24 protein-coding genes are annotated in these 22,555 nt (G+C 59.2%); 13 read left to right on the plus strand and 11 right to left on the minus strand.

Features of this window, described 5'->3' with window-relative positions:
- Positions 1-8 precede the first annotated feature (8 nt).
- The 8 genes from ACR0BT_RS13530 to ACR0BT_RS13565 form a co-directional block, all read right to left on the minus strand.
- Positions 9-542, minus strand: coding sequence for a porin family protein (locus ACR0BT_RS13530; RefSeq protein WP_170395659.1), 534 nt, complete (start codon positions 540-542; stop codon positions 9-11).
- Positions 543-803: 261 nt separating this feature from the next.
- On the minus strand, positions 804-1,277 hold the full coding sequence (locus tag ACR0BT_RS13535; RefSeq protein WP_170395661.1) for a YHS domain-containing (seleno)protein: 474 nt from the start codon (positions 1,275-1,277) through the stop codon (positions 804-806).
- A 172-nt stretch (positions 1,278-1,449) separates the two neighbouring features.
- Positions 1,450-1,725 carry a hypothetical protein gene (locus ACR0BT_RS13540; protein WP_170395663.1) on the minus strand — a complete coding sequence of 92 codons (276 nt, stop codon included), beginning with the start codon at positions 1,723-1,725 and terminating at the stop codon, positions 1,450-1,452.
- Entirely contained in the window at positions 1,722-2,327 is a 606-nt protein-coding gene (plsY, locus tag ACR0BT_RS13545) for a glycerol-3-phosphate 1-O-acyltransferase PlsY (RefSeq protein ID WP_170395665.1), read from the minus strand. The genes ACR0BT_RS13540 and plsY overlap by 4 nt, the downstream gene beginning before the upstream one ends.
- A complete protein-coding gene (pyrC, locus tag ACR0BT_RS13550) occupies positions 2,327-3,607 on the minus strand; it encodes a dihydroorotase (protein ID WP_480763380.1) in 1,281 nt (426 codons plus the stop codon). The genes plsY and pyrC overlap by 1 nt, the downstream gene beginning before the upstream one ends.
- Entirely contained in the window at positions 3,604-3,978 is a 375-nt protein-coding gene (locus tag ACR0BT_RS13555) for a hypothetical protein (protein ID WP_170514152.1), read from the minus strand. Before ACR0BT_RS13555 ends, pyrC begins: the two co-directional genes overlap by 4 nt.
- Complete coding sequence (locus ACR0BT_RS13560) at positions 3,975-4,493, minus strand: hypothetical protein (protein WP_170423643.1); 519 nt, start codon at positions 4,491-4,493, stop codon at positions 3,975-3,977. Before ACR0BT_RS13560 ends, ACR0BT_RS13555 begins: the two co-directional genes overlap by 4 nt.
- Positions 4,490-5,425, minus strand: coding sequence for an aspartate carbamoyltransferase catalytic subunit (locus ACR0BT_RS13565; RefSeq protein WP_480763381.1), 936 nt, complete (start codon positions 5,423-5,425; stop codon positions 4,490-4,492). The genes ACR0BT_RS13560 and ACR0BT_RS13565 overlap by 4 nt, the downstream gene beginning before the upstream one ends.
- A gap of 758 nt (positions 5,426-6,183) precedes the next feature.
- On the opposite strand from ACR0BT_RS13565, the gene ACR0BT_RS13570 reads away from it, so the two are divergent.
- The 6 genes from ACR0BT_RS13570 to ACR0BT_RS13595 all read left to right on the plus strand — a co-directional run bounded on the left by ACR0BT_RS13570 (position 6,184) and on the right by ACR0BT_RS13595 (position 13,680).
- On the plus strand, positions 6,184-6,948 hold the full coding sequence (locus tag ACR0BT_RS13570) for a uracil-DNA glycosylase (protein ID WP_480763382.1): 765 nt from the start codon (positions 6,184-6,186) through the stop codon (positions 6,946-6,948).
- The gene (locus tag ACR0BT_RS13575) at positions 6,945-7,544 is read left to right on the plus strand and encodes a metallophosphoesterase (protein ID WP_170647147.1); all 600 of its coding nucleotides are present in this window, start codon (positions 6,945-6,947) and stop codon (positions 7,542-7,544) included. Before ACR0BT_RS13570 ends, ACR0BT_RS13575 begins: the two co-directional genes overlap by 4 nt.
- Positions 7,541-8,161, plus strand: coding sequence for a LysE family translocator (locus tag ACR0BT_RS13580; protein WP_480763383.1), 621 nt, complete (start codon positions 7,541-7,543; stop codon positions 8,159-8,161). The genes ACR0BT_RS13575 and ACR0BT_RS13580 overlap by 4 nt, the downstream gene beginning before the upstream one ends.
- 6 nt (positions 8,162-8,167) lie before the next feature.
- On the plus strand, positions 8,168-8,710 hold the full coding sequence (gene moaB / locus ACR0BT_RS13585) for a molybdenum cofactor biosynthesis protein B (protein ID WP_170566219.1): 543 nt from the start codon (positions 8,168-8,170) through the stop codon (positions 8,708-8,710).
- A 105-nt stretch (positions 8,711-8,815) separates the two neighbouring features.
- On the plus strand, positions 8,816-10,273 hold the full coding sequence (locus ACR0BT_RS13590) for an RND family efflux transporter (RefSeq protein ID WP_170566222.1): 1,458 nt from the start codon (positions 8,816-8,818) through the stop codon (positions 10,271-10,273).
- A 5-nt stretch (positions 10,274-10,278) separates the two neighbouring features.
- Positions 10,279-13,680 (plus strand): efflux RND transporter permease subunit, encoded by a 3,402-nt coding sequence (locus tag ACR0BT_RS13595; RefSeq protein WP_480592426.1) that lies wholly within the window; start codon positions 10,279-10,281, stop codon positions 13,678-13,680.
- Here ACR0BT_RS13595 and ACR0BT_RS13600 read toward each other — a convergent pair.
- Both ACR0BT_RS13600 and ACR0BT_RS13605 read right to left on the minus strand, forming a co-directional pair.
- Complete coding sequence (locus tag ACR0BT_RS13600; RefSeq protein ID WP_170395689.1) at positions 13,647-14,096, minus strand: NUDIX hydrolase; 450 nt, start codon at positions 14,094-14,096, stop codon at positions 13,647-13,649. The two genes, ACR0BT_RS13595 and ACR0BT_RS13600, sit on opposite strands and share 34 nt — an antisense overlap.
- A gap of 4 nt (positions 14,097-14,100) precedes the next feature.
- The gene (locus ACR0BT_RS13605; protein WP_480763384.1) at positions 14,101-14,913 is read right to left on the minus strand and encodes a protein-disulfide reductase DsbD domain-containing protein; all 813 of its coding nucleotides are present in this window, start codon (positions 14,911-14,913) and stop codon (positions 14,101-14,103) included.
- 148 nt (positions 14,914-15,061) lie between these two features.
- On the opposite strand from ACR0BT_RS13605, the gene ACR0BT_RS13610 reads away from it, so the two are divergent.
- The gene (locus ACR0BT_RS13610; protein WP_170395693.1) at positions 15,062-15,616 is read left to right on the plus strand and encodes a YqgE/AlgH family protein; all 555 of its coding nucleotides are present in this window, start codon (positions 15,062-15,064) and stop codon (positions 15,614-15,616) included.
- Here the strand turns inward: ACR0BT_RS13610 and ACR0BT_RS13615 are convergent.
- Positions 15,613-16,560: an L-threonylcarbamoyladenylate synthase gene (locus ACR0BT_RS13615; RefSeq protein ID WP_480763385.1), complete on the minus strand. Its 948-nt coding sequence runs from the start codon at positions 16,558-16,560 to the stop codon at positions 15,613-15,615. The two genes, ACR0BT_RS13610 and ACR0BT_RS13615, sit on opposite strands and share 4 nt — an antisense overlap.
- A gap of 132 nt (positions 16,561-16,692) precedes the next feature.
- Between ACR0BT_RS13615 and ACR0BT_RS13620 the strand changes: the two genes are divergently transcribed.
- From ACR0BT_RS13620 to ACR0BT_RS13645, 6 genes are all read left to right on the plus strand, one after another.
- Positions 16,693-18,396 (plus strand): acyl-CoA dehydrogenase family protein, encoded by a 1,704-nt coding sequence (locus ACR0BT_RS13620; protein WP_480763386.1) that lies wholly within the window; start codon positions 16,693-16,695, stop codon positions 18,394-18,396.
- On the plus strand, positions 18,396-19,442 hold the full coding sequence (locus tag ACR0BT_RS13625; RefSeq protein WP_480763387.1) for an MBL fold metallo-hydrolase: 1,047 nt from the start codon (positions 18,396-18,398) through the stop codon (positions 19,440-19,442). The genes ACR0BT_RS13620 and ACR0BT_RS13625 overlap by 1 nt, the downstream gene beginning before the upstream one ends.
- A gap of 4 nt (positions 19,443-19,446) precedes the next feature.
- Complete coding sequence (locus tag ACR0BT_RS13630) at positions 19,447-19,896, plus strand: DUF6173 family protein (protein ID WP_170395701.1); 450 nt, start codon at positions 19,447-19,449, stop codon at positions 19,894-19,896.
- A 64-nt stretch (positions 19,897-19,960) separates the two neighbouring features.
- Positions 19,961-21,799, plus strand: a complete 1,839-nt coding sequence (locus ACR0BT_RS13635) for a glycerophosphodiester phosphodiesterase family protein (RefSeq protein WP_480763388.1) — start codon at positions 19,961-19,963, stop codon at positions 21,797-21,799.
- Positions 21,786-22,340, plus strand: a complete 555-nt coding sequence (locus tag ACR0BT_RS13640; protein ID WP_480615390.1) for a hypothetical protein — start codon at positions 21,786-21,788, stop codon at positions 22,338-22,340. Before ACR0BT_RS13635 ends, ACR0BT_RS13640 begins: the two co-directional genes overlap by 14 nt.
- Before the next feature lie 68 nt (positions 22,341-22,408).
- Positions 22,409-22,543, plus strand: a complete 135-nt coding sequence (locus tag ACR0BT_RS13645) for an aa3-type cytochrome c oxidase subunit IV (protein ID WP_170395707.1) — start codon at positions 22,409-22,411, stop codon at positions 22,541-22,543.
- The last annotated feature ends 12 nt before the right edge of the window (positions 22,544-22,555 follow it).

A 22,555-nucleotide genomic window follows, 5' to 3' on the forward strand; every position in this document is an offset into this window, starting at 1 on the left:
CCTTCTCATCAAAACCGATATGCGACGCGCAGTTGAACTGTAGTTGCGTCAACATCAACGCCCGATGAGTTGAAGTCGTCGAACTCATGATACAGAATCTCGCCTCCAACGCTGATATTGGGGGCTACGATCTGCTCATAGCCAGCGCCGATGAACCAGCCATCGTCACTGCCCAGATTATCGGTATCCGCATCGGCATAACCGGCGGTGCCATAAAGCAGGCCCTGCGGGTTCACCTTGTAGCCCGCGCGCGCTTTGAGCCGCCAGACATTCTCGACCGTGGCGGCGCCGGAAAGGTCTACGTCGCTCCAGTCATAGTCGAAGCCACCTCCGACGACCCAATCGCCCAGATCGTAATCATATCCAAGGATGATACCGCCGATCGCACCATCGCCGTCGACGCCTGATACGTTTGTGTCGATGTCCGCATAACCAAACTGTGCACCGCCGTAGAATCCAGTCCAGTTGCCTGATGATTGCGCCATGGCGGATCCCGCAGCCAATACGGCGACCGAGGTGATCAGTGCCAATCTTCCTGTCATCGTCTCATTCCTTTCGCTCGAAACCTGCTGCCAATCAAATCTAATGGCAGCGTTATGATTGAATCTACGTTCCGGCCCTTAGGCCGGATCAGTGATGTTTTGACTGTCCCGAACAAATTTATTCTGGCCGGTGCCCCGGCGTGGGCCCACTCAGGTTGGGCTCTTTTCTCATATGCTAGATAGGGTGAAACATGATGCCTTCAAACGAAGATCGGCGGCAGATACGATCTGCCGCCGATGCACAAAGGTCTTGTCAGCGAATTATTGCTGTAGTTCAGCCGGGTCTTTGTCGGCGATGTCTTCCCAGTTCGCGCTGGCTTTTTCAACAAAGCCCGGAATGTCGCCTTCCCAACGCTCCTGAATGTCTTGTGACAGGTTCAGATACAGTTTGTTGTCGACGATTTTCCAGTAGTTCGGGTCACCATCGAACTTGAAGCCCATTGCGGTGCCAAATGCGCAGTAGCCGCCGTAGGCAGGCAGATAGGCCTCTGGGTTCGCCTCAAAAGCGGCTTTGTTCTCTTCCGATGCAAAACGGTACAGGGCGTCGTTGTGCAGCGTGGTGATTTTGTAATCACCCTTGGTTGCTTCGCCAACGGTGAAATAGGCAACCGGGTCATAGCCCTGCATTGCCAATCCGGTCGAGCTTGCGTTGATTTCGACGCCAGCCGCCATTGCTGAGCTTGCGATCGCAACAGACAGCGCGACTCCGCTGATGATGGATTTGAACGTGTTCATGACTTCACCTTTCGTGAATAGGCTCGCTGAAGAGCACTGTAATTTTGCCCGGGCGAACCGGATTTGATTGTCGCGACGCCTGTAATTGGCCGTCACAAAATCCCAGTTGGGGAATGGCCCGATCACGTTCAAAGCAATCAATTGTGATTGTGCAATCACAAAGACCGGTTGTTCATTCCTGCACGTCAGGCACCAGCGCCAGGACAAAATCGACCACCTTTTCCGCAGGCATTTCGCAGGGGCGAAGCAATGCGCCGCTTTTCTGTGTGAGATAAAGGTTCAGGCTGATGTAATCCGGCCCGCCCAATTGATGAGCCACCAGTTTGTGAGATTTCCCGCAGGCCATGATCTGATGCGATACCAAATATCGATGCGGCCCAACGGAACCGGTGAACGTACCGACCGGCAGATCATGGAACGCTTTCAGAAACGCGCTGGGCGCTGTCACGATTTCCCGATTTTCGGTTCTGTCCCCGCCTTGATCCGCGCTAGGTTGGCGCTGTGCCGCCAGTAGAGCAGCAAGGTCAGAGCAATTCCAAGAACGAAGGTACTGCCATCTGTCAGCACCATGATCCAGGTGGTGGATAGGGCGGCGGCGGCCAGCGCACCAACGGATGAAATACGCCAGATCAGCGCCGCGACCAGCCATGTCAAGCAGCAGGCGACACCCACGCGCCAGTCAAGTGCCAGCCAAAGGCCCAGAAAAGTCGCAACGCCTTTGCCGCCTTTGAAGCCCAGCCAGACCGGAAAGCAATGCCCGAGGAACGCGGCCAACGCGGCGATCTGCGCGGCATCTTCACCAGCCAAAGCGCGTGCCAGCAGAACAGCAACGGCACCCTTGGCTGCATCAAACAGCAATGTCAGCGCTGCCGCTGCCTTATTGCCGGTTCGCAGGACGTTGGTTGCGCCGATATTGCCCGACCCGATTTGCCTCAGATTTCCCAGACCCATCACGCGCGCGACGATCATGCCAAAGGGTATGGAGCCTAGCAGGTATCCCAACGCGGCCCACAGGATGAGCTGAGTCATTGTGCTGTCGATCAGGGGCATCAGGCTCTCCGGTACACTTCTTGTCCAGCGACAAAGGTTGCGGTGACCTTACCCTGCATCCGCTGGCCGTCAAACGGTGTGTTCTGCGATTTCGATTTCAGCGTAAAGCGGTCCAGAACAAAGGGAACATCCGGGTCGAACAGTACCAGATCAGCGGGCGCGCCTTGGGACAGGCGACCGCTCTCCAACCCCAGCCGTTTGGCCGGATTGAGGGCCATGGCGCGGAACAGGGTCGGCAAGTCCAGCTGTTCGGAATGATATAGCCGAAGCGCAGCAGGCAGCAGTGTTTCCAGCGCCACCGCGCCCGAGGCCGCCTCTTCAAACGGCAGACGCTTGCTTTCCTCATCCTGCGGCGTGTGCATGGAACTGATCGTGTCTATCAGACCGGTTCGCACTGCTTCGATCACGGCTTGCCGGTCATCTTCGGATCGCAGCGGGGGCTTGATCTTGAAGAAGGTGCGATAATCAGACACGTCCAATTCGTTCAACGTCAGATGGTGGATTGACGTGCCTGCTGTGATGTCCAGCCCGTTGCGCTTGGCGCGCTCCAGTGCAGGCAGGGCGCGGGCGGTGGTGATCTGATCGGCGTGATAGGCGGCCCCGGTCATTTCAAGCAGGGCGATGTCGCGGTCCAACCCCATACGCTCGGCCATAGGCGATACGGCAGGCAAGCCTCGCAGTGCGGCGAATTTACCGCTGGTGGCCGCGGCACCGCTGCTCAGGCCCGGCTCTTGCGGGTGGGCAATCACAAGCGCGCCACAGGATTTGGCGTAGGTCAGCGCGCGTGAGAACACCTTGGTATTGGTGATGACATGATCGCAATCGGTGAAGGCCACAGCTCCAGCATCTTGCAGGAACCCGATCTCGGTCATCTCACGCCCTTCGCGTTCTTTGGTCAGGGCGGCCATTGGCAAAACGTTGACCGGAGCGTCCGCTTGCGCGCGGCGGGTGGCGAACTCCAGCGTCTCGGGTGTGTCGACGGCAGGCAGAGTATCGGGACGGGTGACGATGGTTGTCACACCCCCTGCAGCCGCAGCCAGACCTGCGGATTTATAGCTTTCTTTGTGCCGCTCACCGGGCTCACAGACCTTGACGCCAATGTCGACAATGCCGGGAGCGAGGCACTGCCCACCGCAATCGACCACCTGCGTGTCAGCGTCTGGGGCCGTGCCTTCACCAAGCGCTGCGATCCGACCATCGGCAATCTGCAGCCAGCCGATGCTATCTGTGCCAGCTTCGGGGTCGATCAGGCGAGCGTTAGTAAAAATCAGATTGCTCATGCCATGGCCCTTTCGATTGCAGCTTTGGTGGCGGCGGGGTCCGCCTGATATTTGATCAGGTGCTTGTCGCCGCCTTTTGTGACGATCTGGACAAAGCTGCCAATGGTATTGACCGCCTGAATTTGGTTCAGCGCCACCTTACGCGGACCAGGACCGGTGAGAGTGGTGCCCGTCATTTCCCACTTGGCGACCAATTCTTCCGAAGCCAAATACCAAGCGCGGATGGTGATGGCGGCCAACCCTGCGGGTGCGCCGGTCCAGACGTAAGGATTGCCGATCAACCATAGCACGACCATTGCGGCCGCCATTGCAAAGGCGGCGAGCCATGCGTTGGTGCGGACATAAGCGCCCTTGTCTGAGGAGAAGGTCATAGGATCAGCCACAAGGCACCTCCGACGGCGATCAGAATCAGCAAGGCAATGACGGCTGAACCGATGCGGCTTGGTTTATTATCCACTGGCGGGCTTTGCGCGGCCGAGAACGGTTTTGCGCTTTCGGTCTCAATCGTGCCGCCGGACCAGTTGGTAGCCTCTTCGGTGAACAGGCCAATCAGATGCAGGCGGAGATCGAGGGAAAGGGTTGCAGATCGACCACCCAGCGCCGCACTGCGCAGGACCATCACCCAGCCTTCAATGGCGTCCAACTTCGCGCGATCCAACTGGTCTTCCGAGACACCACAGCCTTCGCTGAGATAGCCATAAAGCCCGAGATCTTCGAGGTCGGATACCGGAAAAATGTCGATCTGTTCTGGATCCAGCCCCTCGACACCCAACACCTGATCAACAGCCCCCGGTTCGCGCAGGAATTTTGCTTCTTCCGGGCGCATGTCCAGCGAGAACAGGCGGATCACACCGCGCTCATGGGGGGCGATGATCAGATCGTTCATGCGGCTTCTCGCACGTTGCGCGCCAGCAGGTCCATGGCGGCCATGCGGACAGCAACGCCCATCTCGACCTGTTCCTGAATGACGGATCGGTTGATGTCATCGGCCAGAGTGCCGTCGATCTCGACCCCGCGGTTCATTGGACCGGGGTGCATCACGATGGCGTCTGGCTTGGCCAGCGCCAGCTTTTCAGCGTTCAGACCGTAGCGGTGATAGTATTCGCGTTCCGAGGGGATAAAGCCGCCGTCCATCCGTTCCTTCTGAAGACGCAGCATCATCACAACGTCGACGTCTTTCAGACCCTCATTTATATCATCATAGATCTCGGCCCCGAAGTCCGCGAATTGCGACGGGACCAAAGTCGGTGGACCGATAAGGCGGATGCGGTTTTCCATCTTGCCTAGCAGGATCAGGTTCGAGCGCGCCACGCGCGAATGCGCCACGTCTCCGCAAATCGCGATGTTCAGCCGGTGTAGGCGGCCTTTGGCACGGCGGATGGTCAGCGCGTCCAGCAGGGCTTGCGTCGGGTGCTCATGCCGCCCGTCACCTGCGTTCAGCACGGCGCAGTTTACCTTCTGCGCCAGCAGGTCCACCGCGCCGGAATGAGGATGCCGCACCACCAGCAGATCGGGATGCATTGCGTTCAGCGTCATTGCTGTATCAATCAGCGTCTCGCCCTTTTTGATCGAACTGGCCTGCATCGCCATGTTCATCACATCCGCGCCCAATCGCTTGCCCGCAATTTCGAAACTCGCCTGCGTGCGGGTCGAGTTTTCAAAGAACATGTTGATTTGAGTCAGGCCCGACAGCACATCGGAATGCTTAGTCGATTGCCGGTTCAGATCGACATAGGTTTCGGCCAGATCAAGGATAGCGGTGATATCGGATTGCGACAGATGCTCGATGCCAAGAAGGTGACGATGGGCGAAACGCATGGGCGGGCTCCTGTCTGACAATCGGACCGCTTATAGGAAGCCATGCAGGCCAAGGCAACCTAAGGTTCCGACCCTTCGGGCAGTTTCTCGCATCCACCTTCGGGCAGGCATTGTTCCCCTGGTTTGCACCACTTGCCATAGCCACAATCAATGGCCTTGATCGGAACACAGCCCTGATAAGCCGAGCATTTAAATCCGGGTCGGCATTGCGAACCGGTTTCTTCACACAGAAACCAGCCGGGGCGCGAACATCCGCCGCCCGGCAAGCAGGATGAACCGGCTCCGCAACTCCTACCATCTGCGCAGGTTGTGGGTGGAGCTGGGACCAAATCCGGTCGGCTGCGCTCGCATTCACCGCGTCCGTTGCAGAAGCTACCACCGGGGCAATCCAAGCGCGAGGTGCACTTATTCGCCCCAGCAGGGGCGCAACGGGTTCCTCCTGCCACGCAGCGCTCGAACGGGCCGCAGGTGCGCCCACCTCCACAATAGGTGTGTCCCGGCGGGATACAGCGGCCATCAAAGCTGCAGCGCTGGCCTGCGGGGCAACAACCGCGCCCGCATTGCAACTGTCCGGCGCGGCATTGTGTATTCCGATCAAACAGCTGCGCACTCGCCGAACCGCCAGAGGTTGCCAGCAATAGAGCAGTCAGAAGGAATCGCAGAAATGACAGCATGACCCTGCCATGGTCGGTGCGACCCTGTGCCATGGCAAGGTCTATTCGCTTTCCCTCGGTCAAAAGCTGGTTAGATTGAGGGTTATGGAATCGGGCTTGGACCATCATACCGCGCGGGCGCTGCTGGAATGGCAGATCGAGCTGGGCGCAACCGAGGCGATCGGCGACGCGCCGGTAGATCGCTATGCGTTGCCGGACAAAGCGGCCAAGGCTAAGAAACCAGCTGCGGTTGAACCTGCGAAAAAACCAGAGCCGGTCGATGCCGCAGCTGTTGCAAAACAGGCGGCGAAAACCGCTGCATCGCTCGTCGATTTGCGTTCGGCGATGGAGGCGTTTGATTTTTGCGACCTCAAACGCGGCGCGCGGCAGTTGGTGTTTGCCGATGGCACCCCCGGTGCACGGGTAATGATCATCGGCGAAGCGCCCGGCCGTGATGAGGATCGCGAAGGTAAGCCCTTTGTCGGGCGCGCTGGGCAATTGCTGGACCGGATGCTGGCCGCGATTGATCTGGATCGGCGCGAGAATGTCTACATTACCAACGTGTTGCCGTGGCGGCCCCCGCAGAATCGCGATCCCAAGCCGGAAGAGATTGGCATGATGAAGCCGTTTCTGGAGCGGCATGTGGCGTTGGCCAAGCCCGAGGTGCTGGTGGTGATGGGCAATATTAGCTGTCAGGCCTTGCTGGGCAAACGCGGTATCACGCGGCTGCGCGGGAAATGGGATCAGGCGCTGAACCTGCCGGTCATCCCGATGTTCCACCCGGCCTACCTGCTGCGTCAACCGCAGATGAAGCGACAGGCCTGGGCCGATCTGCTGGACCTGCAAGCACGGCTGAGGGGCGCGGGATGAGAGTTCTGGCGTTTTCCGATCTTCATATGGCGCGCAACCGGGCCGCTGATCTGGTGGTCGCTAGCGCCGAGGCTGATCTTGTCATCGGTGCGGGGGACTTTTGCAATGCGCGGCGGGGCCTGAATGAAGCGATGCAGATGCTGTCGGGCATTGCAGCGCCGCTGATCCTGGTGCCGGGCAACGCTGAGAGCGCCGAGGAACTGACAGCCGCTGCGCCCGAAGGCGCGCATGTTCTGCACGGGACGGGCATGACATTGGATGGTCTGCGCCTGTTCGGGCTGGGCTACGGCGTGCCGGTGACGCCTTTTGGAGACTGGTCCTGCGATCTTACTGAAGCTGAAGCATCGGAACTGCTGGACCGGTGCGAGGCTGCGGATGTTCTGATCGCGCACTCTCCGCCAAAAGGATATGGGGATGTGACATCGCAAGATGTGTCGGTCGGCTCGACCGCAGTTCGGGACGCGGTTGAACGCATCCAGCCCGATTTTGTCTTTTGCGGTCATATCCATGACAGCTGGGGATATCGCGGCATGCTGGGGCGGTCTCAGATTGCCAATCTGGGTCCGAATCCACATTGGTTCGAGGTAACAACGTGATCGAGACAATGACATTGATGGCCTTCATCCCAGCCGCACTGGTGCTGAATTTCACACCCGGCGCTGACATGATGTTCTGTTTCGGGCAAGGGTTACGGTCCGGGTCACGCCCAGCGATGATGGCCAGCCTCGGTGTTTCGACGGGTCTGATGGTGCAAGTTTTGCTGGCGGGGCTTGGACTTGGGGCGTTGGTATCAGCCGTGCCTTGGCTGTTTGACGTTATCCGGTGGATGGGCGTTGCTTATCTATTGGTTCTTGCATGGGGCGCAATCCGGAAAGGGGCAGTGTCGGACGATGCAGCAATCAAGCCTGCTCATTTCGCGTTTCGCGAGGGGTTGCTGGTGAACCTGACCAATCCCAAGGTCATTCTGTTTGTTTTGGCCTTTATCCCTCAGTTCGTGGACCCAGCAAACGGCCCGGTTCTGCTGCAATTCCTAACCTTTGGTGCAATTATCACCTTGGGCAGCATTCTGGTGAACGGGGTGGTCGGTATCTTTGCGGGCGGAGCAGGGCGCATTTTGATCTCAAACCCACGCGCTTCACGTATCATTGGATGGGTCACGGGCGGGATATTCGCGGCTCTTGCCATCCGGCTTGCCATTATGGAAAGGGCTTGACGACATATGTCGCGCATTGACGAAAGCATTGAGTTCATCCCCGTCCGCATTGCGGTTCTGACTGTGTCGGATACTCGCTCGCTGGACGACGACCGCTCGGGCCAGACGCTTGTCGACCGGATCGAAACGGCTGGACATTCAGTGGCGGACCGCAAGATCATTCAGGACGAACGCGCCCAGATTGCCGAGCAATTGCGCAGTTGGATCGCGGATCCTGAAATCGACGTCGTGATCTCGACCGGCGGCACAGGTCTGACGGGTCGCGATATTACAGTCGAGGCGCACCGGGACGTTTATGAAAAAGAGATCGAAGCGTTTGGCACCGTTTTCACCATCGTGTCCATGGAAAAGATAGGTACTTCTGCCGTGCAGTCACGCGCCACAGGCGGAGTTGCAGGCGGAACCTATCTGTTCGCGTTGCCGGGCAGCCCGGGTGCCTGCAAAGACGCTTGGGATGCGATTCTGGAGAAGCAGTTCGATTATCGCCACCGGCCCTGTAATTTCGTTGAAATAATGCCCAGATTGGACGAACACCTGCGACGGAAGTAGACTGGTTCTGCGTTTAACGGATCATAACCGCTTTGTGGCTTGGCATTTTTTGCGACCCGGCTACCTTTGCGGAAGGCAGCATGTGCGACCAAAGGTGAGTGACCGATGCGATTTCTGCGGCAAAGCCTTGTTGGGGTCTTCCTGGCGTTTCTGACGCTGGGCCTGTTGATCGTTGCCGCACAGATGATCTCGGGCGCGGTGCAGGATGTGCTGACGCGGGACAATCAGGCACCTGAGGCGCGGGAACGCATATTCGCCGTTACCGTACGAACCGCCGAGCCGGAAACCATTACTCCTTATCTGGAAGCGTTTGGCCAGATTCAAAGCCGCCGCCGGTTAGAGCTGCGCGCGGCCTTGGGTGGGCGCGTTGTATCACTGGCCGAAGATTTTGAAGATGGCGGTACCGTAACGGCGGGAGAATTGCTGGTCGAACTGGACCCAGCCGATATGCAATCGGCTCTGGACCGTGCCAAATCCGATCTTCTGGATGCCCAGTTTGAAGAGCGGGACGCCGAACGCTCGCTGCTTTTGGCGCAGGATGAGTTGAAATCAGCCGAGGCACAGGCCGAACTGCGTGACCGGGCATTGCAGCGCCAGCAGGACCTGCAGACGCGAGGTGTCGGGGCTGCTGCAAGCGTCGAAGAAGCGGAACTGGCCGCAACATCGGCTCATCAGGCAGTTCTCGCACGCAGGATCGCTCTGGCGCAGGCCGAATCCCGGGTGGATCAAGCAACAACCCTGTTTGCGCGGGCTCGTATCGCGTTGGAAGGGGCCGAGCGTGACCTGGAGGATATGACGATCCATGCCGGGTTTGATGGTACGCTGACCGAGGTTACTTTGGTTGAAGGCAGGTTGGTCGCGGCCAACGAAAAGCTGGCCGAACTCGTCGACCCCAATGCGCTTGAGGTCGCGTTTCGGGTTTCCACCGCGCAATTCGTGCGGTTGCTGGACGCGCAGGGTGATCTGATCTCAGCCCCGGTGACTGTATCGCTTGAGGTCACGGGGACCGATCTCACTGCCACCGGCCGGATCAGTCGCGATAGCGGCGCGGCGGGTGAAGGGCAAACCGGGCGTCTGATCTATGCGCGTCTCGACGACGCGCCGGGATTCAAGCCGGGGGATTTTGTCACCGTTTCGATTGAAGAACAGCCGCTCGATAATGTGGTCCGTCTGCCATCCTCGGTTCTGGACGCCACGGGCAACGTGCTTGTTCTCGGCCCCGATGACCGGCTGGAACCGTTGGCTGTGCAATTGATCCGTCGTCAGGGCGATGAGGTGCTTTTGCGTGGTGAAGGCCTGGAAGGCCGCGAGGTTGTGATTGGCCGGACGCCCCTGCTGGGTTCGGGTGTACGTGTGCGGCCCCTACGGATTGAGGCGAACGCTGAAACTGATCCGGGCATGGTCGAGCTTTCGGACGAAAAGCGCGCTCAGCTTGTGGCTCAGGTCGAGGCCAGTGATGCGATGTCTCAGGAAGACAAAGCCCAAGTATTGGGCCAGTTGAGCGAGGCCAAAGTGCCCGCCACCCTAATACGCCGTCTTGATGACAATCGGGCCGGGGGCTAAGCGCGATGATCCGCGACATTCCCAACGCGGCGGGCGGTATCCTCAGCTATTTCACCCGGCACCGGACTGCGGCCAATCTGTTGCTGCTGATCATGCTGGTGCTGGGGGCCGCCGCGATCCCCAACATGCGGGCACAGTTCTTTCCTGATGTGATTCTCGAACGCGTCGATGTGAATGTCCAATGGGACGGCGCAGGCCCCGAGGATGTCGACAATGGCATCATCCAATTGCTGGAACCTGCGCTTTTGGCGGTTGAGGGCGTTGCCAGCACGGAATCGACCTCACGCGAGGGAACGGCGCAGGTCCGGCTGGAGTTTGAGCCGAACTGGGACATGTCTCGCGCGGTTGAGGAGGTCCGGACCGCCGTCGATAGCGTCACCAACCTGCCCGAAGACGCCGAGGAACCAACCATCAGGCGCGGCGCTTGGCGGGATCGTGTCACGGATGTGGTCATCACGGGGCCCATCGAAGCTGAACAACTGGCCAAATTCACCGATGAATTGATAAGCCGCCTGTTTGCAGTTGGTGTCACGCGCACCACGATCCGGGGACTGGCCGCGCCGCGTGTGGTGGTCGAAGTCCCCACCGCACAGTTGATCGCCAATGATATCTCGCTTTCGGACATTGCCGAGGCCATCGCGGCAGAAGTCACCGCGAACCCTGCGGGCGATGTCACAGGTGCCAATGCGCGTATTCGGACTGGCGTTGAGAAACGCACCCCGGAAGAGATCGAGGGTATCGCCCTGCGCAACTTTGCCGATGGTTCAAAGCTGGTTGTGGGCGATGTGGCGGAAATCCGGGTCGAGGGGGTCACGCGCAACCGCAGCTATTTCGTCGGCGACAATCCGGCGATGTCGATCCGCGTCGACCGGTCCAATTTGGGCGATGCCATCGGGATTCAGCGCGATGTCGAGGATGTCGTGGCCGAGATGCAGGCCAGCCTGCCCGAAGGTATCACGATTGAGCTGATCCGCACCCGCGCACAAGCGATCACCGACCGACTAGATATTCTGGTCGACAATGGGCTGGTTGGGCTTGGGCTGGTGGTTTGTCTACTCTTCCTGTTTCTGAACGCCCGCATCGCTTTCTGGGTGGCTGCCGGTATTCCGGTGGCAATGTCTGCGGCGATTGCGCTGATGTATCTGGGCGGGTTGTCGCTGAATATGGTGTCTCTGTTCGGTTTGATTATTACCCTGGGCATCGTGGTTGATGACGCCATCGTCGTGGGAGAGCACGCCGATTTCCGTGCCCGCCGTTTGGGCGAAGCGCCAATCGTCGCCGCAGAACGCGCTGCCCGCCGAATGGCGATGCCGGTGTTTGCTGCAACAGTGACCACGGTCATCGCCTTCTTTGGTCTCACAGCCATCGGTGGCCGCTTCGGAGAGCTGATCCGAGACATCCCGTTCACCGTTATCGCTGTCCTGATTGCCTCACTGATCGAATGCTTCCTGATCCTGCCGAACCATATGGCCCATGCCATCGCGCATTCGGCTAAGGAGCATTGGTATGACTGGCCCAACCGGGTTGTAAACAAGGGCTTCCGCTGGGTGCGCGACCACCTGTTCCGCCCGTTGGTCGCTTGGGTGGTCTGGGCACGGTATGTGGTTGTTGCACTGATGGTAGTGATTCTGGCCAGCCAGATTGCTCTGTTCATTCGGGGCGACGTGAATTGGCGGTTCTTCAACGCACCGGAACGCGGTTCGGTCACTGGCAATTTCATCATGGTCGAAGGGGCGACGCGCGCTGAGACGCTGGAAATGATGCGCATGGTCCAGAAAGCCACGGAAGAACTGGGTCAGGTTTACGAAGAACGCCATGGCCGCAATCCAATCGAATACGTTCTAGCCGAGGTTGGCGGTTCGGCCGGATGGGGGCTGCGCGCGGCGGATGGCAAGGATGACGATCTACTGGGCGGCATCTCGATCGAGCTGATTGATGCCGACTTGCGCCCCTATTCCAGCTTTGAATTTGTGGGCGAGCTGCAGGATTTCGTGCCGCGCCACCCGAAGGTTGAGCTGCTTAGCTTCCGTGGTTGGCGTTCAGGGCCCGGTGGCGATGCGATTGACGTGCAGTTCTACGGTGCGGATGTGAACACGTTGAAATCTGCATCCGAGGACCTCCAGGCGGAACTCGCGAAATACCCTGAAGTTTCAGCGCTCGAGGATAACCTCGCCTATGACAAGGAAGAGTTCATTCTGGACCTCACCGCGCAGGGTCAGGCGCTGGGTTTCCGCATCGAAACACTGGGCCGCGTGTTGCGAAACCGGCTGAATGGGATTGAGGCCGCGACCTTCCCGGATGGTCCGCGTAGCACCGAGATTCGGATCGAACTGCCTGAGGGCGAACTGACTGCTGATTTCCTCGAACGCACATTGATGCGGACTCCGGATGGCGTTTATGTCCCGCTCGCCGATATCGTCTCGGTCGAGCGTAAATCGGGTTTTTCGACCGTCCGGCGCGAAAATGGTCTGCGGGTCATCTCGGTGAATGGTGATATTTCCGAGGACGACCCGGCGCAGGCTGCCGAAATCGCCCGCGCCATGCGCGAAGAGATATTGCCAAACATAGCCGCCGAACGGCAGGTCGAATGGCGCATGGCTGGCCTGAGTGAGCAGGAGGATGAATTCCTGTCCGAGGCCCGCACAGGCCTGATCCTGTGTCTGACCGGAATTTATCTGGTATTGGCTTGGGTCTTTGCCAGTTGGACAAGGCCCTTGGTGGTCATGGCGATCATTCCCTTTGGCCTCGTGGGCGCGATCTGGGGGCATTACCTGTGGGGCGTGCCGTTAAGCATGTTCACCGTCGTCGGCCTGTTGGGCATGACCGGGATCATAATCAACGACTCGATTGTTCTGGTGACCACAATCGACGGATACCGGAAAGAGCGCGGGTTGGTGCCGTCAATCGTCGAAGGCACGGCAGATCGATTGCGGCCTGTGATGCTGACCACGCTGACCACGGTACTCGGGCTGACGCCCTTGATGTACGAAAGCTCGCAGCAGGCGCAGTTTTTGAAACCGACCGTGATCACACTGGTCTATGGGCTGGGCTTTGGCATGGCCCTGATCCTGCTGCTAGTGCCTGCATTGCTGGCCATCCTAAACGACATCTCACGCCCGATGACATCGATGAGACGGGCCTTGCGAGCGCCGGACAGGGTGGTGCGCAATGCCGTGCGCGCAACGGGCGCAGCGTTGGCGATCTGGCTGGGGGCCTCGATGATCTGGCCCGTAGTGACAGGTGCGCCGTTGGCGCTGCTCTCGGGTCTCTACCCAGCCGCCGAAGGTCCAAGTGTGTTGCAAATGGGCTTTGGCGTTTTCGTAGCGGGTGCGACCGTGATCCTGCTGGTAGGTGTCGTGCTGTCCAGCGTGCTTTATGCACGCTTGTCGGATCGGGTCGAGGCTTGATCCATCTCTAAAGCACGCTGCAAAAGATCGGGAACGCGGTCGCTCATTGGCAGGTCGCCGCTGGTGATCTGGTCCACCGGAAACCACTGAGCGTCCTGCGCGTCGTCTGCAGCGACAGGCGTGCCGGTTACATAGCGACACGCAACTCCGACCAGCAGGTAGTGCGCCCGGGTCTGCCCGCTATCATCGCGCAGCAAAAGGTCGAGATTGTCGAGATAGACCAAAGGCTCAGCAATCACACCGGTCTCTTCCCGCAGCTCGCGGGTGGCGGCGTCCAGAACCGTTTCACCCCATTCCACATGGCCGCCTGGAAAGCCCCACAACCCCTGATCGGGTTGCTTGCTGCGTTGCACCAAAAGTACCTGGCCATCGTGCAGCACGACAGCCAAGGCACCGATCTTTGGGGTCTGGCTCATCCGGTCAGCCTGCGCTGCATCCTTGGATATCGACAGCGTGGTTTGCCCCCAGAACCGTGATGCGCACTTCGGACCGATCCAGCGCAAATGGCCCGCCGGAGGCACCGATAATCTCCGAGCTTGCGATCAGGGTGTTGCCCTGACGGCGTGTATCGGGCTGCGATGCCCAGAGTGCCGGGTTTCCTGGTTCAATGACGGCGAATTCGGACCCGCCCGCTGAAGGCATGGTGATACGCGCCTCGATCCGCATTCCGTCTGCAGTGGGAGTCAATTGGCACGTCGCATCCGCCACGCCTGCTTCGCGTTCGGAAAACGGGCGCTGGGCGAGGGCTGCGGCGATGGCCGGATTGCGTGCAGCGTCGGCATCCATTGTGTGATCGAATTGCAACCGACCCGGCACGCAGACATCCTTACACACGCCCAAGTCCATCTCGCCGCGCAAACGCACGGGTTTGGCAGGGTTCTTAGGCGTGATTTCAACGGGCAGTACAAGTTGATCCTCATACCCGACCGAGCGCAGCCCGTTCTGATCAAACACATGCGGCGCGGGCCATGTGAAGGCTATGTCTGCAATATTGCGAGAGCCTTTCCAATCAAACTGTGGCGGAATGCCCGCATCGCCGGGTGCGCGCCAATAGGTCTTCCACCCGTCCTTGAGCTTTAGACGCAAGGCCCCCTGATAGGTACCTTCGGCGGTTTTGCCGCCGTCCAACACCTCAAGCTGAACCAGATTATCAACCCCCTGCGCAGTGGCGGGGGCACCAAAACAAAGGCTGACGGCCAGCCCGGCTGCAGCAGATTTGCAAAGCGCTTTCATATGCAGAACATGCGCATTCCGGTCGTGATTGCCAAGTCACGTTCCGGTCACTTCTGTGAAATGCACGGAAATCCCGGCTGATCCCTTGCCATTCCCCGGTTCACAGGGTCATTCTAGGGATATCCTATGGCGCAAGAGATATCTGCTGATGGACCTTACGGGAAAACTGTTGATTGCGATGCCCGGAATGGGCGACCCGCGATTCGAGCATTCGGTCGTCTATATCTGCAGCCATGGTGATGACGGCGCGATGGGATTGATCGTGAATAAGCCTTCGGACTTGCGGATCAAGACCTTGCTGGAACAGCTCAACATCCCGTGTCGGATACCCGTAATTGGCGAACGGCTGGTGCAGTTTGGCGGCCCGGTCGAGATGTCGCGTGGCTTTGTCCTGCATAGCGCAGATTACGAGGCGAATCTGCATTCAATGCAGATTTCCGAAGATTTCAGCATGACCGCAACGCTGGATGTGCTCGAGGATCTGGCCTCGGGCAAGGGGCCGCTGAATTCGATGCTGACTTTAGGTTATTCCGGCTGGGGGCCGGGTCAGTTGGAAGATGAGATCGCGATGAATGGTTGGTTAACGACTGATGCGTCGTCGAAACTGGTCTTTGATGTCCCTGATGACGAGAAATGGGAGGCGGCTTTGGCTACGCTTGGTGTTGATCCGCTGACCCTATCAGCCAGTGCAGGCCGCGCCTAATCGCGAGGGGCCGCTGCGCGGCGTAGACGGTCGTTGATGGCCGCACCTAATCCGTGATGGGGAATTGGTGATACGGCGATTGGCCGACCGGTATCGTTAAGTTTGTGAAGGGCGGCAAACAGGTTGGCGGCGGCCTCGGGCAAGTTGCTGGTGCTGGAGAGGTTCAGATCACAATCAACGGGGCCAAAACCCAGCAACACCTCGTCCCCCTGCCGTGACCGGGCGTTTAGCCGCACCGGCGCGTCCGGCGCGTAGTGGGATTGCAACTGCCCCGGCGCGGTAAGCAGATCGCCGGGTTGGTGGTGATGCAGTTCTGCCTTTAGAACCTCTTCGATTTGTTCCAATGCGACACCACCTGGACGCAACAAGGCAGGGGTGCCGGCCAGACCCACAATAGTGGACTCAAGCCCGACACCGCACGGCCCATCGTCCAGAACTGCGGCTATGCGTCCCTCCAGCCCCGCTCGGACATGGGCCGCCGTCGTTGGGCTGATCTGACCAGAGGGGTTGGCCGATGGCGCTGCCACAGGACCGTCAAAAGCGGTCAGTAAAGCGTGCGCTGTGGGATGCGCAGGCACGCGAACGGCCAGAGTATCCAAGCCAGCTGTGACCAGCGACGAAATCCCGTGATCGGGGCGCAGAGGAAGAACCAGAGTTAACGGTCCGGGCCAGAAGGCATCAGCCAACAAATCAGCCTGATCGGTCCATTCGACGAAGCGTTTCGCGGTCTCGGTTGAGGCGACATGGGCGATCAGTGGGTTAAAACTGGGTCGCCCCTTGGCCTCATAGATCGCGGCCACAGCCTCGCCGTTCCGTGCATCGCCACCCAGTCCATAGACGGTCTCGGTCGGGAAAGCGACCAGCAGCCCCTGCCGCAACAGGTCAGCGGCCTTGGCGAGCCCGTCGGCGTTTGCTGGTAAGTCTTGAGTACCGAGAAGGGTCATGGATCGTGACGCCGCGTTTTGGTTGCTTGCAGTTCAGGTAACGGTAGGTAATCGTGCCAGCCCAGATGAATACCGGCGTGGGGCCGGGATTCCAACCCCACGCTGACAACTTGCCAGAACCAGAGGGAAACCATGCCCTATCGCGCCCCGATCTCAGACTATGAATTCCTGTTCCGCAACGTGATCGGCTTTGACCAGATCGCCGCGACCGAAAAGTTCTCGGAAGCCAGCGAGGATGTGGTTAGCGCCATTCTGACCGAAGCCGGGAAGATGTGCGAAGAGATCATGGCCCCGCTTCAACGCCCTGGTGATCTGGAACCCGCGCGGCTGGAGAACGGCGTGCTGCGGACCTCTCCGGGCTATGCCGAGGGCTGGAGGGTGATTGCCGAAGGCGGCTGGATCGGGATGAGCGGCGATCCCGAATATGGCGGTATGGGTCTGCCCATGACCATGACCACTGCCGTGAATGAGATGATGAGTGCTGCTTGCCTGTCGCTGCAACTGGCCCCGCTGATGACCCAAGGTCAGATCGAGGCGCTGGAGCATCACGCAAGCGATGCGTTGAAGGCGCTCTATCTGCCCAAGATGATGGCGGGTGAATGGTCAGGCACCATGAACCTGACCGAACCGCAGGCCGGATCGGATGTGGGCGCGCTGACCTCGAAAGCCGAAGACAATGGCGACGGCACCTATTCGGTGACCGGGCAGAAGATCTATATCTCTTGGGGCGACAACGACTTTGCCGAGAATGTCTGCCATCTTGTTCTGGCCCGCCTGCCAGACGGAGTTCCGGGAACCAAGGGGATTTCGCTGTTTCTGGTGCCGAAATACATCCCCGACGAGAACGGCAACCCCGGCGTGGCCAATGACCTCAAGGTGGTCTCGCTGGAACACAAGATGGGTCTGCACGGCTCGCCCACCTGCGTGATGCAGTATGACGGGGCCAAGGGTTGGCTGGTCGGCAAGGAACATGGCGGCATGGCCGCGATGTTCACCATGATGAACAACGCGCGTTTGGGCGTTGGTGGCGAAGGTGTGGGTGTCGCCGAAGGAGCCTACCAGCATGCGCTGGCCTATGCGTTGGAGCGTAAGCAGGGCAAGACGCCCTCGGGCACCATCATCGACCACGCGGATGTACGGCGGATGCTGATGTCGATGCGTGCGGATGTGTTTGCCGCGCGGGCGATCATGCTTGCCAATGCGGCTGCAATCGACATGGCGCAGGCCACGGGTGAGGCCGATTGGGCGGCACGTGCGGCGCTGCTGACGCCGATCTGCAAGGCTTTTGGCACCGAGACCGGCATGCGCGTTTCCGAGACCGGCGTTCAAGTGCATGGCGGCATGGGCTTCATCGAAGAAACTGGTGCTGCACAATATTATCGCGATGTCCGTGTGACCGCGATCTACGAGGGCACCAATGGTATTCAGGCCATGGACCTCGTAGCGCGCAAGATGATGGATGGGGGTGAGGCGGCCTCGAACCTTCTGGATGAGATCGAGGATCAAGCTGAGAAGGCGCGCGCCACGATGCCTGAACTTGCTGGTCCTGTTTGGGAAGCTTCCGAGTCGCTGCGGGAAGCGACGGAGTGGCTCGTTGCTCAATCGGATATGAACAACCGGTTTGCTGGCGCGGCTTCGTATCTAAAAGCGTTCGCGCGGGTTCTGGGCGGGCATTACCATTTGTCAGCGGCGCTGGCCGATCCCGATGGACCGCGCGCCAAGTTGGCACGTTTTTATATCAATGTGCTGCTGCCTGAACATACGGGCTTGCTTGCGCAGGCGCAGAACGGGGCGGATGACCTCTATGCCCTCAGCCCAGAGGAACTGGCGGTTTGATGGATGGTGAGGCTCCGCAAGTGATGCGCTATCCGTGGGAGGAACCGCCCGCGTCTGGCGAATGGGTCGAAGTTGCAGAAGGGGTTCTGTGGATCAGGCTGCCTCTGCCGATGGCGCTGGATCATGTGAATGTCTACGCGCTGGATGATGGCGACGGCTGGACCATCATCGACACCGGGCTTTCTTCGAAGAAAACACGAGCCATCTGGCAGACCCTGATGGAGGGGCCTCTGGCCGGTAAACCTGTCCACCGGGTGGTTGTGACACACCATCATCCCGACCATGTGGGCAATGCGGGCTGGTTCCAGTCCGAGCATGGTGCAGAACTGGTCACCAGTCGTACCGCATGGTTGTTCGCACGTATGCTGACGCTGGATGTGCAAGAGAATTGGCCGAAGGAAACGTTGGATTATTACCGCAGCGCGGGGATGGATCCGGACGTGCTGGCCGGTCGGATGGCCGAGCGTCCGTTCAACTTTGCCGACGCCGTGTACCCTATGCCGCTGGGATTTACCCGTGTCAAACAGGGCGACGTGATCCGCATGGGTGGCCGCGACTGGGATGTTCACATGGGCAACGGCCATGCGCCCGAGCATTGCACCTTCTGGAGCCGCGAGGACAATCTGGTGCTGACCGGTGATCAGATCCTCAGTTCGATCAGTTCCAACTTGGGCGTCTATGCCACCGAGCCGATGGCCGATCCGGTGGCCGACTGGTTGGAGGCGTGCGAACGCCTGCAACCGCTGGCCCGGCCCGATCATTTGGTTTTGGGCGGGCACAAACTGCCGTTCACCGGGTTGCCGATCCGCATGCGGCAGTTGATCGATAACCACCACGGCGCGCTTGAGCGTCTGCTGAACGATCTCGATCAACCCAAAACCGCCGCCGAGTGCTTTGCCCCGCTGTTCAAGCGCCAGATCAGGGGCGGGGAATACGGCCTCGCGCTGGTCGAGGCGGTTGCACATATGAACCATCTCTACCACATTGGAGCGGTCACCCGGACGCGGCGCGCGGACGGAGCTTGGGAATATCAGCGCAAAGGGTAGAGCAATGGACAAGATCGAAACCTCAGCCGAGGCAGCGGAATCTGCGGCGTTGCCGCGGTGCTATGAGGTACACGCCAACCCTGAAGCGGCATCGGGGAACAAGGATTTGCCCAAGCCATTGCAAAAGCCGGTCGAAAGCAAAAGCCCTGCTCAATGGGCCTATGAGCGGCTGATCATGTATATTCAGAATTTCGAGAAGACTCTGGATGGCGATCACGAGGTTGCCATGGGATTCACCGGTGGTGATGCCGGTGTAATGCGGATCGAGGGCATGGGCTATTTCGATCCGGATGTGATTACCTTCTATGGCTCGGACGGAGGCGGCGCCAAAACGCAGCTCGTCCAGCATGTCAGCCAGTTGAATGTGATGCTGCGTGCCTTGCCGAAATCGATCGAGGATAAACCAGCCAACCGCATTGGTTTCCGGCTGGCGGCTGATCTGGAAGAAAGCTGACGCCCACTCTTGCAATTCACACTTACGCAGCCTTGAATGGATAGACCATTCAGGAGGCAACCGCGTGACCAATTTCTCAGCCGTTACAACTGCCTACAGGGGCGCATGGGCGCGGCGGCGCGTGTTTGTGCCTGTTTATGTCGCCGTCCGGTTGCTGCTGGTTGCACTGATCGCTCCGGGCGTTGCCATCGCCGTCAATGTTGCTGTTTCATTGTCTGATCAATCGGCGCTGACGGATCAGGACATTGCGATGTTCCTGCTGTCACCAGCGGGCTTCATCGCCGCGGTTGTAGTTCTCAGCCTGTTCTTACTGGCCGAGGTCTTTGTCTTCTCGGTCATGGCCGGATCATTGCGGATGGGTGAGCGTGACCCTTGGCGCGCGGGCAGTGCTTCCATCCGGTTGATCCTGACGCGTTTACCTGCGCTTTTCGGCTTTGCCGCACGGTTCATTTTGCGTGTGCTGGTACTTGCGCTGCCTTTTGTCGCCGTGGCTGGCCTGATCGCCTGGTGGATGCTGACTGAATACGACATCAACTATTACCTCACCTTCCACCCGCCTTCATTCTGGGTCGCAGTGGTGCTGATCGGATTTATGGTGCTGTGTCTGGCTTGGGTTCTGATCCGCAGGCTCTCGGCCTGGGCGCTGTCGCTGCATCTTGTATTATTTGAGGGCTGCAAACCCGCCGAGGCCTTCTCCGCCAGCACGGATCGAATGGAAGGCAAACGCGGTCGCCTCAAGATCGAGCTTGGCCTTTGGCTTGCGATGCGTCTCGTGATCGCCGCACTGATTGCCTTTGTGGCCGGACTGTTGTTCGATCTGGTACCGTTGCAGGAAAGCACGAACCTGCGCTTTGCGCTGATCTTCAGTATGATCGTAGCGGGCCTCTGGTCGCTGGCTGGGCTTGTGCTTGCAGCCGTCGCTCTGGGAGCATTGGCGGTTCTGCTGGATGGGTTCTTCGACACACAAGGCCGAGAGGTCCCTCATCCCGAACCAGGCAACCTGCGCGCGCCGCTTTACGCTGTGGTCGGTGGCGCGGCAATCGCCCTGCTGATCGGGCTCTGGTCCGGGCAGGAGTTGCTGGTCCGCATTCAGGCCCCCGATCATGCGGATGTCATTGGTCATAGAGGCGCGGCGGCGATAAGGCCGGAAAATACCATGGCGGCAGTGTTGAAGGCTATCGAAGATGGCGCCGATTGGGTTGAGATCGACGTTCAGGAGACCGCGGATGGTGTGGTCATCATCGCGCATGACAGCGATTTCATGAAATTGGCGGGTGTGCCGCTCAAGGTCTGGGACGCAACCATGGAGGATATAGCCGAGATCGATATCGGCAGCTGGTTCGGCCCCGAATATGCTTCGGAACGGACGCCCACGCTGCGGGATGTTCTGGAAGCTGCGAAGGGCAAATCCAAGGTCATCATCGAGCTGAAATACTATGGCCATGACGTCGACCTGGAAAACCAAGTTGCCACGATTGTCGAGGAGCTGGATATGCAGGATGACATCGCCACCATGTCATTGAAATATCCGGCCGTGCAGAAGATGAAAGCGCTGCGCCCCGATTGGCGGGCAGGCGTTCTGGCCGCGACCGCCATCGGCAATCTGTCGGGGCTTGAGGGCGATTTTGTGGCCGTAAACGCAGCAACGGTGTCACCGGGTCTGATCCGCTCGGTCCATGAGGCGGGCAAGGACATCTATGTCTGGACGGTGAATGACCCGCTACAGATGTCGGCCATGGCATCGATGGGGGTCGACGGGCTGATCACCGATCGTCCTGCCATGGCCCGCGAAGTGCTGCGTGTTCGTGCCGAGATGGGACCGGGCGAACGCCTGATGCTTTGGTTGGCGACGACATTCGGATTGTCCATTGATACTGCCGAGATGCGTGATGCGGAACCATAGACTGGCCGCCCTTCTGGTCTGTTGCGCGCTGCCTGCAGCTGCGCAGGACCTGATGCGTAGCGTGGAAATACCCGCTCACCGGGCGTTGGCCGACACGATAGAAGGCGCTGAACTGACCCCCTTCGAAACGGACGGCTGTTCGGGCGGATTATCTTCCAGCTGGCGTATGGTTGCCGAAACCTTTCCGAAGTTCAGTCTGCTTTATGAAGAACACCCGCCATGGGAGTACTGCTGCGTTACTCACGATCGCGCTTATTACAACGCAGGCGGCGCATCGCAGGCCGAGGCCAGCTTTGACGCCCGGCTCGCTGCCGATGACGCGCTGCGCACCTGTGTCAAAACCCACGGCGAAAGCCACGCTGATGAATACGCCGAACGTTATGACATGACGCCGGATCAGATCCGCTCGGTTCATTCAATCACCTCCGAGGCGATGTTTCTGGCCGTGCGTTTTGGGGGTGGTCCCTGCAGCGGGTTGCCCTGGCGCTGGGGGTTTGGTTATCCAGGCTGCACGATTTTTGGACCAACTGCGCGCGAATGACGTCGTGACAGGCCCTGAATTTTGCATTATCCAACATTTCAAATACGCGAATTGGGATTCTAATAAACATGGCTGATCACAAGCACGGCGAGATGGACATCACCGTTCAAACAAAAACCTTTGACGGTTTCATCAAATTCACCACGTGGTGCGTGGTAGCAATTGTACTCCTTTGCCTGTTCCTGGCGGTCTTTGCGGCCTAAACGGTACACGAG

Source organism: Ruegeria sp. CJ6 (assembly GCF_056536665.1).